This window comes from Pseudomonas sp. (genome assembly GCF_035277045.1).
In the GTDB taxonomy this organism is placed as follows: Bacteria; Pseudomonadota; Gammaproteobacteria; order Pseudomonadales; family Pseudomonadaceae; genus Aquipseudomonas.
In genome coordinates, this window is record NZ_DATELE010000167.1 from 91525 (window position 1) to 104251 (window position 12727).

General features: G+C 64.0%; 12 protein-coding genes and 1 tRNA gene. 6 read left to right on the plus strand and 7 right to left on the minus strand.

The window, feature by feature from the left end; genetic code table 11:
- Positions 1-15: 15 nt before the first annotated feature.
- On the minus strand, positions 16-771 hold the full coding sequence (locus VJS90_RS08450; RefSeq protein WP_324120925.1) for an ABC transporter substrate-binding protein: 756 nt from the start codon (positions 769-771) through the stop codon (positions 16-18).
- Between the two features lie 13 nt (positions 772-784).
- A complete protein-coding gene (locus VJS90_RS08455; protein WP_324120927.1) occupies positions 785-1558 on the minus strand; it encodes an ABC transporter ATP-binding protein in 774 nt (257 codons plus the stop codon).
- A 588-nt stretch (positions 1559-2146) separates the two neighbouring features.
- On the opposite strand from VJS90_RS08455, the gene gabP reads away from it, so the two are divergent.
- Positions 2147-3547 carry a GABA permease gene (gabP, locus tag VJS90_RS08460; protein ID WP_324120929.1) on the plus strand — a complete coding sequence of 467 codons (1401 nt, stop codon included), beginning with the start codon at positions 2147-2149 and terminating at the stop codon, positions 3545-3547.
- 310 nt (positions 3548-3857) lie between these two features.
- Here gabP and VJS90_RS08465 read toward each other — a convergent pair whose 3' ends face one another.
- The 5 genes from VJS90_RS08465 to VJS90_RS08485 form a co-directional block, all read right to left on the minus strand.
- Positions 3858-4301, minus strand: a complete 444-nt coding sequence (locus tag VJS90_RS08465) for a hypothetical protein (RefSeq protein ID WP_324120931.1) — start codon at positions 4299-4301, stop codon at positions 3858-3860.
- 131 nt (positions 4302-4432) lie between these two features.
- Positions 4433-4508, minus strand: a tRNA-Phe gene (locus VJS90_RS08470).
- Positions 4509-4599: 91 nt separating this feature from the next.
- Positions 4600-4872, minus strand: a complete 273-nt coding sequence (locus tag VJS90_RS08475; RefSeq protein ID WP_324120932.1) for an oxidative damage protection protein — start codon at positions 4870-4872, stop codon at positions 4600-4602.
- A complete protein-coding gene (mutY, locus tag VJS90_RS08480) occupies positions 4869-5933 on the minus strand; it encodes an A/G-specific adenine glycosylase (protein ID WP_324120933.1) in 1065 nt (354 codons plus the stop codon). Before mutY ends, VJS90_RS08475 begins: the two co-directional genes overlap by 4 nt.
- On the minus strand, positions 5930-8179 hold the full coding sequence (locus VJS90_RS08485) for an AsmA family protein (RefSeq protein ID WP_324120935.1): 2250 nt from the start codon (positions 8177-8179) through the stop codon (positions 5930-5932). The genes mutY and VJS90_RS08485 overlap by 4 nt, the downstream gene beginning before the upstream one ends.
- 312 nt (positions 8180-8491) lie before the next feature.
- On the opposite strand from VJS90_RS08485, the gene VJS90_RS08490 reads away from it, so the two are divergent.
- From VJS90_RS08490 to hisA, 5 genes are all read left to right on the plus strand, one after another.
- The gene (locus VJS90_RS08490; RefSeq protein WP_324120937.1) at positions 8492-10150 is read left to right on the plus strand and encodes an OFA family MFS transporter; all 1659 of its coding nucleotides are present in this window, start codon (positions 8492-8494) and stop codon (positions 10148-10150) included.
- Positions 10151-10455: 305 nt separating this feature from the next.
- A complete protein-coding gene (gene hisB, locus VJS90_RS08495) occupies positions 10456-11049 on the plus strand; it encodes an imidazoleglycerol-phosphate dehydratase HisB (RefSeq protein ID WP_324120939.1) in 594 nt (197 codons plus the stop codon).
- Complete coding sequence (gene hisH / locus VJS90_RS08500; RefSeq protein ID WP_324120941.1) at positions 11049-11687, plus strand: imidazole glycerol phosphate synthase subunit HisH; 639 nt, start codon at positions 11049-11051, stop codon at positions 11685-11687. The genes hisB and hisH overlap by 1 nt, the downstream gene beginning before the upstream one ends.
- A complete protein-coding gene (locus tag VJS90_RS08505) occupies positions 11687-11947 on the plus strand; it encodes a DUF2164 domain-containing protein (protein WP_324120943.1) in 261 nt (86 codons plus the stop codon). The genes hisH and VJS90_RS08505 overlap by 1 nt, the downstream gene beginning before the upstream one ends.
- 42 nt (positions 11948-11989) lie before the next feature.
- Positions 11990-12727 (plus strand): 1-(5-phosphoribosyl)-5-[(5-phosphoribosylamino)methylideneamino]imidazole-4-carboxamide isomerase, encoded by a 738-nt coding sequence (hisA, locus tag VJS90_RS08510; protein ID WP_324120945.1) that lies wholly within the window; start codon positions 11990-11992, stop codon positions 12725-12727.

Here is a 12727-nt window from a genome sequence, read left to right on the forward strand (position 1 = left end):
GCCGGTCGGGGCGAATCAATAGATGCTGAACGGGAAGTACTTGTCGTTGATCTTCTTGTACGTACCGTCGGCAATGATTTCTTTCAGGGCAGCGTTGAGCTTGTTGCGCAGCGCGTCGTCACCCTTGCGCACGGCGATGCCGATCTCGTCGCTCTCGACCACAGGCTCGCCCTTGAACTCGTAGTTCTTGCCAGCGTCGGTCTTGAGCCAGTCGTAGTTGACGTACTTGTCGGCAAGGATGGCGTCGACGCGGCCCGAGGTGAGGTCCAGGTAGGCGTTTTCCTGGGTGTCGTACAGCTTGATGTCGATGTCGGAGCCGTAGGTGTCTTCAAGCCAGGTGCCGGCCAGGGTGGCGCGCTGGGTGCCGATGGACTTGCCCTTGAGCGAGTCCTTGTCGGTCTTGAAGTCGACGTTTTTCGGTGCGATGAACTGCAGCTTGTTGGAGTAGTAGCGGTCGGTGAAGTCCACGGCCTGCTTGCGCTCGTCGGTGATCGACAGCGACGACACCAGGAAGTCGAACTTCTTGGCGTTCAGGGCCGGGATGATGCCGTCCCAGTCGGACGTGACGACGCTGCACTCGACCTTCATCTTCGCGCACAGGGCGTCGCCGATGTCCTTGTCGAAGCCGACCACCTGGCCGCTGGCATCCTTGTTGTTGAACGGCGGGTAGGCCGCCTCGATCCCCATGCGCAGTTTTTCGGCGGCCATGGCGTTGGCCGAGAACACCAGCGTGGCGGCAGCTGCCAGGAGGAATTTCTTGTAGGTCTGCATGCGTGTTGCTCCGTTAGCGGTTGCTGGACATGAATTGCTTACAACGCGCCGAGGTCGGGTTTTCGAAAACCTGCTGCGGCGTTCCTTGCTCCTCGACCAGGCCCTGGTGCAGGAAGACGACTTCGCTGGACACCTGACGGGCAAAGCCCATTTCGTGGGTTACCAGTAGCATGGTGCGCCCTTCTTCGGCGAGCGCGCGAATAACGTTAAGCACTTCCTGGACCATCTCCGGGTCGAGGGCCGAGGTCGGCTCGTCGAACAGGATGACCTTGGGCTTCATGGCCAGGGTACGGGCGATGGCCGCACGCTGCTGCTGGCCGCCGGAGAGCTGCGACGGATAGACGTGGCGCTTGTCGTGGATGCCGACCTTGGCCAGCAGCGCCTCGGCGTGCTCGATGGCTTCGGCCTTGCTCTGGCCAAGCACGCGGCGCGGCGCCTCGATGATGTTGTCGAGGATCGACATGTGCGGCCACAGGTTGAAGTTCTGGAAGACAAAGCCGATCTCGCTGCGCAGGCGATTGATCTGGCGGTTGTCGGCGGCGAACAGCTCGCCGTTTTTCGCGGGCTTGAGCTTGAGCTCTTCGCCGGCGACAAGAATCTGGCCCTGATGGGGGTTTTCCAGCAGGTTGATGCAACGCAGCAGGGTGGACTTGCCGGAGCCGGACGATCCCAGGATGGAGATCACGTCACCGTCGCGCGCGGTCAGCGAAATGCCTTTGAGTATCTCCTGCTCGCCGTAGCGTTTGTGCAGGTTGCGGATTTCCAGCGCGGGCGTGGCCTGGGCCATGTGCGGTCCTCATGTGTTCTGTGCGATCCCAGCTGTTGGCGGCCTTCCTGGCGAGCGCCAAGCTAGCATAGCGGCGCAATGACAACCAACCGGGTCACTAGGGCAATTGGGGGATGGCAGGGCACTTGTCGCATCGTTGCAGTGGACTGTCGCGCGGATGTCCGCGGCGCGGTCTGCCCAGCCTTGGGACCCTGATGAAAAAAGGCGCGATGGTGCCAGCTTTGACTGTGACTGGCCAGCCGTTTTTGGCCGGTAACACCTGGAGCCAAGGCTCAACGCGGGGGAGTTGCGCCTTCGGGTTGCGCTTTTTTCTGCGCTTATTGTGTGCGCAGGTGTTACCGAGGGGCACCTTTGGTGCACTTGTAAGTGAGTATTTCCGTAATGAGCGCTTTTGGTGTCCTTTCGGTCAAGCGCTGGCCGAATGCCCGGCAAGCCTTGACGTACGCGGCAAGCACGGCTTTCTGACGAAGCGTTTTTGCAAATGGCGCGGTTATTGCCAGCTAGACGGACCGGACTCGACGGTGCCTGCAGATCAGGCGGCCGCCCCGTCCAAGCTGATACCTAGCCACTCCTTGCAAAGGTAGTTATATGAGCGGTACGCACAATTCCAATGACCTCGCTCAGGGGCTCAAGCAACGGCATGTGACCATGCTGTCCATTGCTGGCGTGATTGGCGCCGGCCTGTTCGTCGGTTCCGGCCATGCCATCGCCGAAGCCGGTCCTGCAGTCATCCTTGCCTACGCCGCCGCCGGTACCCTGGTGGTGCTGGTGATGCGCATGCTGGCCGAAATGGCCATTGCCTCGCCGGATACCGGCTCGTTCTCCACCTATGCCGACCGCGCCATCGGTCACTGGGCCGGCTTCACCATTGGCTGGCTGTACTGGTGGTTCTGGGTGCTGGTGATCCCGCTTGAGGCGAACGCCGCGGCGGCCATCCTGCATGCCTGGTTCCCGGCCGTGGACTTCTGGGTGTTTACCCTGGTCATTACCCTGGCGTTGACCGCCACCAACCTGTTCAGCGTCAAGAACTACGGCGAGTTCGAGTTCTGGTTCGCGCTGCTCAAGGTACTGGCCATCGTGGCCTTCATCGTCGCTGGCTGCGCGGCCATGTTCGGCTTTGTGCCCAACAGCCAGGTCAGCGGGGCGAGCCACCTGTTCGATACCCAGGGCTTCATGCCCAACGGGCTGGGCGCCGTGCTGGCGGCCATGCTGACCACCATGTTCTCGTTCATGGGGACCGAGATCGTCACCATCGCCGCTGCCGAGTCGAAGGATCCGGGCAAGCAGATCACCAAGGCCACCAACTCGGTTATCTGGCGTATCTGCCTGTTCTACCTGGTGTCGATCTTCCTGGTCGTGGCCCTGGTGCCATGGAACGACCCGGCCCTGGCCGCCGGCGGTTCGTACCAGACCGTGCTGAGCCGTATTGGCGTGCCTAATGCGAAGCTGATCGTCGACATCGTCGTGCTGATCGCGGTGACCAGCTGCCTGAACTCGGCGCTGTACACCTCCTCGCGCATGCTGTTCTCGCTGAGCAAGCGTGGTGACGCGCCTGCCGTTGCGCAGCGCACCACCAAGGCAGGCACTCCGCACGTCGCGGTACTGCTGTCGACCGCCGCGGCCTTCCTGACCGTGATCGCCAACTACATGGCGCCTGCGCAGGTGTTCGAGTTCCTGCTGGCCAGCTCCGGCGCGATCGCGCTGCTGGTGTACCTGGTGATCGCCATCTCGCAACTGCGCATGCGCCGTCAGCGCATGGAGCGGGGCGAGCAGATCGCCTTCAAGATGTGGCTGTTCCCCGGGCTGACCTGGGCGACCATCGCGTTTATCGTGGCGGTGCTGGTGGTGATGGCGATTCGTCCGGATCACCGGGCGGAGATCGTGGCCACGGCGTTGCTGAGCATTGGTGTGGTGGCGGCGGGGCTGCTGGTGCAGCGCAAGCGCAAGGGCGAGAAGCTGGCGGCGGGGCGGGTTGCGCTGGATGGCTGATTGCTTGTGATATGAAAAAAGGCCGTGTCCCGCGAGGGGCATGGCCTTTTTCGTCAGGGGGACGTTGTTTGATGTTCCCTGCCGGCATCGCGCAACGCGGCAGTGATGTGGCCCGGCGAGGGCTTTGCCCTCGATCGCGGCACAAGGCGCGCTCCCACAAGGGACTGCTTCGCAGTCCCAGACGCAGCAGTGCCCGGCGCAGCCGAGCACCTGTGTGCGTGCCTTGTGCCGCGATTGGGCCGCGGAGCGGCCCCAAAACCTAAAGGTCACTACAAGACTGGCAGGCACTCAGGGATACAAGTTCATCCCATCAACCAAACTGCTTCTGCGCCTGCTGCACCTTGGCGACGTTCTCCGAGGCGGTCACATACGCTTCCTGGAACTCATCGCTCTCCAGCCACGCCATGGTGGTGTCTTCATCCGCGCCGTCGAGCCAGGTGCGGTAGGCATTGAACACCAGCACGATGTAGTCGGTGGCGTGCTCTTCCTTGTGACCCTTGAGCACCAGCGTCAGCAGCGGGTCGACCAGGAACACCGAGATCATCGGCACCAGCCCGCCTTCCTGGGCTTTCTTCATCTTCTCGAACAGCTCGCTGTAGCTGTCCGACTCCATCGCCTTGCTGAACACCTGCTCGACGCTGCTGCTCTCGCCGCTGCTCGCCTTGACCGCCTGCCCGCTGCGCACCATGCGGTTCTGCTTGGCCTTGGAGGCGGCGCGCTTGGCGCGTTTCTGTTGTTTGGTGTTCGAGGCCATGGGGCGCAATCCTGGGGGTAGCGGAAAAGGGGAGGTATTGAAACGCAGTTGACGGGGAAACCCAAGACTGGCATTTCCCGGGCGCAAACAAAAAACCCCTGAATCTTTCGATTCAGGGGTTTCATTTGTTTTGGTGCCCAGAGACGGAGTCGAACCGCCGACACGAGGATTTTCAATCCTCTGCTCTACCGACTGAGCTATCTGGGCAACGGGGCGCATTAAAAGGCTTTTTCAGGTTTGCGTCAACGACTTTTTGAAAATTTCTTAAATTAATTCCGTCGCTTACGGTTTTACGGGGTCATTCGCTCGGCGGCACGTAGCCTTCGGCCTGTTCAAACGCCTGGCCGGAGAAGAACTTGTCCATCTCGCCCTGAAGGAATTTGCGGTCCTCGGCGTTCATCATGTTCAGGCGCTTCTCGTTGATGAGCATGGTCTGCTCCTTCTGCCAGTCGGCCCAGGCCTTCTGCGAGATGTGCTCGTAGATGTCCTGGCCCTTGGCGCCGGGGTACGGTGGGCGCTCGAGGCCGGGGAGTTGTTCGTTGTATTTGCGGCACAGTACGGTGCGGGTCATTGCGGCTCTCCAATCAGTTCATCGGCCGCGCGTTTGAGCAGTTTCTTGACCGGGGCGGCGAGGCCCAGGCGCGGCGGGGTGGCGAGGTTATACCAGAGCCAGTCGGGCTCGGCCACGTGCTGGCCGACGGGGTCGACGCGCACCAGCCAGGGCTCGATGGCCAGCTGGAAGTGGCTGAAGGTGTGGGTGAGGCCGTCCAGGGCCTGGCTGCCCGCAAGGCGTACGCCGTGCTGGACGGCGAGATCGTCGAGCTGCTCGAGGCTGTCGAGCTCTGGCAGGCTCCACAAGCCACCCCAGAGACCGCTGGAAGGGCGCCGGTAAAGCAGGATGGCGCCTTCATGGTTGGCGAGCAGCGGCATCAGCGTGCGCTTCTGTGGCAGCACCTTGCGCGGCTTGGGCACCGGGTAGCGGGTCTCAAGGCCGAGCATGTGCGCCTCGCAGCCGCTCTGCAGCGGGCACAGCAGGCAACTGGGCTTGCTGCGGGTGCAGAGGGTGGCGCCCAGGTCCATCATGGCCTGGGTGTAGTGGTTGGCGCGGGTGTGGGGCGTGAAGCGCTCGGCGTTGGCCCAGAGCGCGTTGGCCACCTTGGGCTCGCCGGGGTAGCCCTCCTGGGCGGTGTAACGGGCCAGCACGCGCTTGACGTTGCCGTCGAGGATCGGCGCGCGGATGCCCATGCTGATGCTGGCCACGGCGCCCGCGGTGGAGCGGCCGATACCCGGCAGCTCGGTCAGTTGCTCGACGCTGCGGGGGAATTCGCCGCCATGCTGTTCGACGACGATCTTCGCGGCTTTTTGCAGGTTGCGGGCGCGGGTGTAGTAGCCCAGCCCGGTCCACAGGTGCAGCACTTCGTCCTCCGGCGCTTCGGCCAGGGCCTGCACGGTGGGCAGGGCCTGCATGAAGCGGTCGAAGTAGTTGAGCACGGTGCTCACCTGAGTCTGCTGCAGCATGATCTCGGAGACCCACACCCGATACGGGTTGATGCCCTGTTGCCAGGGCAGATCGTGACGGCCGTGACGGTCAAACCAGTCCAGCACGGCGCTGGAGAACTGCTCGGGACTCATCGCTTGAACAGCCCCTTGAGCGCGTCCTTGAGCTCGGGGCTGACTTTATCCCCAAGCTTTTCGTCGATCTTCTCGTTGAGTTTTTCGTTAAGACGGTTGCCGGCGACCTTGGCCGCCACCTTGCCCAGGCCTTCCTGGTCGAGGCGGCACGCCTTGGCGCCGAGCTCCAGCGGCCCGCGGCAGCGCAATGGCAGCGCGACGCCAACGTAGCGCTCGTTGACCTGGCAGGCCGGGTCGGGCATCTCGCGCTTGTCGCCTTCGACTTCCACGCCGACGCGGTAGTCCATGCCCAGCACCCGCAGGTCGAGGTCGCCCTCGCCTGTGACCGCCAGGCCCGGAATGCGCGCCTTGAGGTCGGGGTTGCTGGCTACGCCATTGCGAATCACCAGGCTGCCCTTGAGCTCCTGGAACGGCGTGTCCTTGCCGCGTGGCTCGCCGCTGAGCTGCTTGCGGTTGAGCGTGGCGATGGCCTGGCACAGCTGCTGCTCGAGGTTGGCGTTGACCAGCACGCCATCGTTGATGATGAAGCTGGCATTGCCGTTCAGGGTGTCGATCAGGGCTTTCTGGCTGTTGCCGGTGGCGGTCAGCGCGCTGGACAGGGTCAGCAGGCCCTTCACCGGCGGGGTCTGCGTGGCGTCATCGGTCTTGATGAAATGCTCGACCGGCACGCGCTTGATGGCCGTGGTCACGCCGACCTGCGGCACCGCAGGGCGCACGTCGAGATTGCCGTGGGCCTCGAACGTGCCGTTGTACAGGCCGCCACGCAGGGTCTCGAGGGTGATCAGGCCACCTTGGCCCTGGGCCTTGAGGCTGGCGTCGGTGATCGGCAGCTTGGTCAGGGTCAGCGCGCCGAAGCTCAGGTCGGCCTGCAGGTCGAGCTGGCGCAGGCGGTCGACCGGCAGCAGCTTGTCGGTGCTCCAGGCAACCTGGGTGGGCGCGGTCGGCAGCGGGGTGGAGCTTGGCGCGGCGACGGCGCTGGCTTCCTGCTGCTTGACCTCGGCCTGGCGGGCGGCGGTGGCGCCTTTGGCTTCCTCGCTCTTGGCCAGCAGGTAGCGGTCGGCATCGAACCGGTCACCCTTGAGCTGCACGCGCAGCGCTTGTCTGGCGAAGTCTTCGATGGCAACGCGGCCGCTGAAGGTGCTGTCGTCGACCTTCACGGCCAGGTCTTCGAGCGCCAGGCTGTTCGAGGTGCCTTGCAGGCGGCTGACCATTTCCACCTTGCCCAGCGCGGCGGGATCGGCGGTGGCGGGCAGCGGATGGCCGATGCTGTCGAGGAAGGCACGCAGGTCGAACTGGGCTATCGACAGGCCACCGCTGAGCTGCGGCGCCTTGTCGAGATCACGCACGTTCAGCTCGCCAAGGGCGCGCAGCTGGTTGGCGGAGATCTTCAGGCCGTTCCATTCGGCGACGTTGGCGGCCAGGTCGACCAGCAACTGGCCCTGGGCGGCGAAGGTCATGGTCTTGCCCGCCAACGGCTCGCCCGAGGCCTCGCCGGCCAGGCGCATGTCTTCGAAGTTGTAGCGCTTGAGCCTGCGGTCGAAGCGCAGCTCGCCGTTGAGCTCGGTGCGGGTGCGCAGGCTCGGCTGGCCGAGCGTGAAGAAGGCGGTCATCTTCACCGGGATATTGGTGCCTTCATGCACGGCGCCGGCGCTGAGCTGGATGCTCTCGGCGCTCAGGCTCTGGCCGCTCCTGGCATCGGTGTACTGCACCCGGGCGTTGTTGACGGTGAGGCTGTCAATGTCCAGCTTGACCGCGCGCTCCTTGGCGCTTTCCTGCTGGCCTGGCGCTTGCGCGGTGCCCGCTTCGGGGGCCGCCGGCGTGCCATCCGCATTCTTGGCTGGCAGCGGCTTGCCGATGTCTTCCCAGTTGCCATGACCGTTTTCGTCGCGGTTCAGGACCAGGTTCAGCCCTTCGACGCGTACATCGCTCATCTGCACCTCACGGCGCAGCAGCGGCAGCACGCGTACCGACAGGCCCAGCATCTGCAGGTCGGCGAAGGGAGCCTGTGGGTTGTTCAGGGTGGCGATGCTGGCTTCGTGCAGCTCCAGGCCCAGCCAGGGGAACAGGCTCCAGCCGATGTCGCCGTTAAGGGTCAGCTCGACGTGTGCCTTGTCGCGCGCCAGCTGGCGAATCTCGTCTTTGTAGTCGTTGGGATCGAAAAGGTGGGTCAGGGCAAAGCCCAGAGCCACGATGATCAGCAACAACCCGAGAAGCCCTAGCCCCAGGATTTTGCCGAACGCTTTCATGGGCGAGTCCTTGTAGTCCGATTCAAAAATTCAGCGGCAGAGTATAGCGCCGTGACGTTGGTCGCTGAGTATCCGGCCAGCGCATTGCTGGCAAGCTTCCCAGGAAAGGCACCACGGCAGCTGTCGAAAAAACAACAGTATCAGAATGCTTCCATTGGCCCGCGCAAGTGCTAATCTTGCGCCGCTTTTGGAGCTACTGCGGCCTATTGTCGCGGAATTTGCCGAGAACGGCCGGGTTTGTGCCTGTGTGCACCCACAAGAGCCGGGCATCACGTCCAGAGTCATGCCTACACCTACAAAGGATAAATCCTCATGAACAGCAGTATCACGGCGGGGGCCGTCGCGACAGCGCCTGGCTTCCTGTCGAAGGAGCGCATCATCGCCCGGCCGGGCTTCAACCGCTGGCTGGTACCGCCGGCCGCCCTGGCCATCCACCTGTGCATCGGCATGGCCTACGGGTTCTCGGTGTTCTGGCTGCCGTTGTCCCAGGCAATCGGCATCAGCTCGTCGGTGGCCTGCGCGCCGGACATGGGCTTTATCGCTCGCCTGTTCAGCGCCGACTGCGACTGGCAGATCTCCATGCTGAGCTGGATCTACACGCTGTTCTTCGTCTTCCTCGGCTGCTCGGCCGCGGTCCTCGGCGGCTGGCTGGAGCATGCGGGTCCGCGCAAGGCCGGCCTGGTGTCGGCGCTGTGCTGGTGCGGCGGCCTGCTGATTTCGGCGCTGGGGGTGTACACCCACCAGCTGTGGCTGATGTGGCTGGGCTCGGGGGTGATCGGGGGGATCGGCCTGGGGCTGGGCTACATTTCGCCAGTTTCGACGCTGATCAAGTGGTTCCCGGACAAGCGCGGCATGGCCACCGGCATGGCGATCATGGGCTTCGGTGGCGGCGCCATGGTCGGCGCACCGCTGGCGACGGCGCTGATGGGGCATTTCTCGAGCGCCGGTGAAGTCGGCGTGTGGCAGAGCTTCGTGGTGATGGCGCTGATCTACTTCGTGTTCATGACCGGTGGCGCCCTGGCCTACCGCGTGCCGCCGACCGGCTGGAAGCCCGAGGGCTGGATACCTGCGGTGAAAAAGGCCAACACCATGATCACCAGCCGCCACGTGCATGTCAGCGTTGCCTGGAAAACCCCGCAGTTCGCGCTGATCTGGCTGGTGCTGTGCCTGAACGTCTCGGCCGGCATCGGTATCCTGGGCATGGCCTCGCCCCTGCTGCAGGAAGTGTTCGCCGGCAAGCTGCTGGGCAACGAGCTGAGCTTCAGCGAGCTGAACGCCACGCAGCTGGGGCAGATCGCTGCGATCGCGGCAGGCTTCACTGGCTTGCTGAGCCTGTTCAACATCGGCGGCCGGTTCTTCTGGGCATCGTTCTCTGACTACATCGGCCGCAAGAACACCTACTTCGCCTTTTTCGCCCTGGGCGTGGCGCTGTATTCGCTGGTGCCGAACATGGGCCACCTGGGCAACGTGGCGCTGTTCGTCGCGGCGTTCTGCATCATCCTGTCGATGTACGGCGGCGGTTTCGCCACCGTGCCGGCATACCTGGCCGACCTGTTCGGTACCCAGATGGTCGGCGCGATCCATGGCCGGCTGCTGACAGCCTGGGCCGCGGCGGGCGTGCTTGGCCCGGTGCTGATCACCTACCTGCGCGAGTACCAGCTGGCGCTGGGCGTGGAGCGGGCGGCGGCCTACGACATCACCTTGTACATCCTGGCCGGCCTGCTGGTGCTGGGCTTCATCTGCAACGCCCTGGTGCGTCCGGTGGCCGACAAGCACTTCATGACCGACGCCGAGCTTGCGGCCGAACGCGCCCTGAGCCACGACAAGGGCGCCGATGGCAGCCAGTCGCTGCAATGGAAAGCGGCCCCGGGCAGCGTGCCGCTGGCGGTCGCGGCCTGGCTGGCGGTGGGGATTCCGCTGGCGTGGGGCATCTGGGTGACCCTGCAGAAGACGGCGGTGTTGTTCCACTGACCTGAGCGTGGCGGCGCCTTTTATTCAGGCGCTGCCGCCCATGCACTTGCTGTGTCATGGGCCGGCCTCTTCGCTGGCAAGCCAGCTCCCACAGGAACGACGCTGCTCTCAAGACTGGCGCTATACCTGTGGGAGCTGGCTTGCCAGCGAAGAGGCCGGCCCTGACACAGCGGTATTGCGAAATTCGACACCGCAATGTCCTTCTAGTGACATTTCTGCCTGCCATATGTCATCCGCGTTTCAAGCCGGGCGGTTCTGGGCCTATAATGATGCCCTTTTCGCCCAATGATTTTGCGGAGCTGGTGATGGTCGAACGTAAGGCTTACGTCGAGCGCAACACCCTGGAAACCCAGGTCAAGGCCTCGATCAACCTGGATGGCACTGGCAAGGCCCGATTTGATATCGGTGTACCTTTCCTCGAACACATGCTCGATCAGATCGCCCGCCACGGGCTCATCGATCTGGACATCGAGTGCAAGGGCGACCTGCACATCGACGATCACCATACCGTTGAGGACGTGGGCATCACCCTGGGCCAGGCGTTCGCCCAGGCCATCGGCGACAAGAAAGGCATCTTCCGCTACGGCCACGCCTACGTCCCGCTGGACGAAGCGCTGTCGCGCGTGGTCATCGACTTCTCCGGCCGTCCCGGCCTGCAGATGCACGTGCCCTACACCCGCGCCTCGGTCGGCGGCTTCGACGTCGACCTGTTCCAGGAATTCTTCCAGGGTTTCGTCAACCACGCCCTGGTGAGCCTGCACATCGACAACCTGCGCGGCCACAACACCCACCACCAGATCGAGACGGTGTTCAAGGCCTTCGGCCGCGCCTTGCGCATGGCCATCGAGCGCGATGAGCGCATGGCTGGCCAGATGCCATCGACCAAGGGTTGCCTGTAATGCAGACAGTAGCCGTTATCGACTATGGCATGGGCAACCTGCACTCGGTGGCCAAGGCCCTGGAGCACGTGGGTGCCGGCAAGGTGCTGGTGACCAGCGACGCCGCGGTCATCCGCGAGGCCGACCGCGTGGTCTTCCCCGGTGTAGGCGCGATTCGCGACTGCATGGCCGAGATCCGCCGCCTGGGCTTCGACAGCCTGGTGCGTGAAGTCAGCCAGGACCGTCCGTTCCTCGGCATCTGCGTCGGCATGCAGGCGTTGCTCGACCGCAGCGAGGAAAACGACGGCGTCGACTGCATCGGTCTGTTCCCCGGCCAGGTGAAGTTCTTCGGCAAGGACCTTGTCGAAGACGGCGAGCACCTCAAGGTGCCGCACATGGGCTGGAACGAAGTCGCCCGTGCCGTCGATCACCCGCTGTGGCACGACATCCCGGACCGCGCGCGCTTCTACTTCGTGCACAGCTACTACATCAACGCCGGCAAGCCGGGCCAGGTGGTCGGGCGCGGTCATTACGGCGTCGACTTCGCCGCGGCGCTGGCCGAGGGCTCGCGCTTCGCCGTGCAGTTCCACCCCGAGAAGAGCCACACCCACGGCCTGCAGCTGCTGCAGAACTTCATCGCCTGGGACGGGCGCTGGTGATGAGCCGGTCGAAAGCCAAGGCCCCCGTCATTACCCTCGCCCCGGAGCAGGAGCGCGAGGCGCTCGATACCTTGAAGCGGTTTCTCGAAGACCGTTTCGAGCTGCAACTGGGCTCGTTCGAGGTGGCCGAGGTGCTCGACCTGTTCAGCAAGGACATTGCACCGCATTACTACAACAGGGCGATTGCCGATGTTCAGCTGCACCTCAAGGAGCGGTTCGAGAGCATCGAAAGCGACCTGTGGGCGCTCGAGAAGCCCTGACTTCCCGAGCATCGCAGCTTACCGATTAGACAGGTTCAGAAGATGCTGATTATCCCCGCTATCGATCTCAAGGACGGTGCCTGCGTGCGCCTGCGCCAGGGCCGCATGGAAGACTCCACGGTGTTCTCCGATGACCCGGTGAGCATGGCCGCCAAGTGGGTCGAAGGTGGCTGCCGCCGCCTGCACCTGGTTGACCTCAACGGCGCCTTCGAAGGCCAGCCGGTCAACGGCGAAGTGGTCACCGCCATCGCCAAGCGCTATCCCACCCTGCCGATCCAGATCGGCGGCGGCATCCGCTCGCTGGAAACCATCGAGCACTACGTCAAGGCCGGCGTCAGCTACGTGATCATCGGCACCAAGGCGGTCAAGGAGCCTGAGTTCGTCGCCGAAGCCTGCCGCGCGTTCCCGGGCAAGGTCATCGTCGGCCTGGATGCCAAGGATGGCTTCGTCGCCACCGACGGCTGGGCCGAAGTCAGCTCGGTGCAGGTCATCGACCTGGCCAAGCGTTTCGAGGCCGATGGGGTCTCGGCGATCGTCTACACCGACATCGCCAAGGACGGCATGATGCAGGGCTGCAACGTGCCCTTCACCAAGGCCCTGGCCGAAGCCACGCGCATTCCGGTGATCGCCTCCGGTGGCATCCACAACCTGGGTGACATCAAGGCCCTGCTGGACGCCAAGGCGCCTGGCATCGTCGGCGCCATCACCGGCCGCGCGATCTACGAAGGCACCCTGGACGTCGCCGAGGCCCAGGCCTTCTGCGATGCCTACAAAGGCTGA

Coding starts and splice junctions, on each gene's coding strand:
- VJS90_RS08450 (WP_324120925.1), bottom strand. CDS start 771: ATGCAGACCTACAAGAAATTCCTCCTGGCAGCTGCCGCCACGCTGGTG.
- VJS90_RS08455 (WP_324120927.1), bottom strand. CDS start 1,558: ATGGCCCAGGCCACGCCCGCGCTGGAAATCCGCAACCTGCACAAACGC.
- gabP (WP_324120929.1), top strand. CDS start 2,147: ATGAGCGGTACGCACAATTCCAATGACCTCGCTCAGGGGCTCAAGCAA.
- VJS90_RS08465 (WP_324120931.1), bottom strand. CDS start 4,301: ATGGCCTCGAACACCAAACAACAGAAACGCGCCAAGCGCGCCGCCTCC.
- VJS90_RS08475 (WP_324120932.1), bottom strand. CDS start 4,872: ATGACCCGCACCGTACTGTGCCGCAAATACAACGAACAACTCCCCGGC.
- mutY (WP_324120933.1), bottom strand. CDS start 5,933: ATGAGTCCCGAGCAGTTCTCCAGCGCCGTGCTGGACTGGTTTGACCGT.
- VJS90_RS08485 (WP_324120935.1), bottom strand. CDS start 8,179: ATGAAAGCGTTCGGCAAAATCCTGGGGCTAGGGCTTCTCGGGTTGTTG.
- VJS90_RS08490 (WP_324120937.1), top strand. CDS start 8,492: ATGAACAGCAGTATCACGGCGGGGGCCGTCGCGACAGCGCCTGGCTTC.
- hisB (WP_324120939.1), top strand. CDS start 10,456: ATGGTCGAACGTAAGGCTTACGTCGAGCGCAACACCCTGGAAACCCAG.
- hisH (WP_324120941.1), top strand. CDS start 11,049: ATGCAGACAGTAGCCGTTATCGACTATGGCATGGGCAACCTGCACTCG.
- VJS90_RS08505 (WP_324120943.1), top strand. CDS start 11,687: ATGAGCCGGTCGAAAGCCAAGGCCCCCGTCATTACCCTCGCCCCGGAG.
- hisA (WP_324120945.1), top strand. CDS start 11,990: ATGCTGATTATCCCCGCTATCGATCTCAAGGACGGTGCCTGCGTGCGC.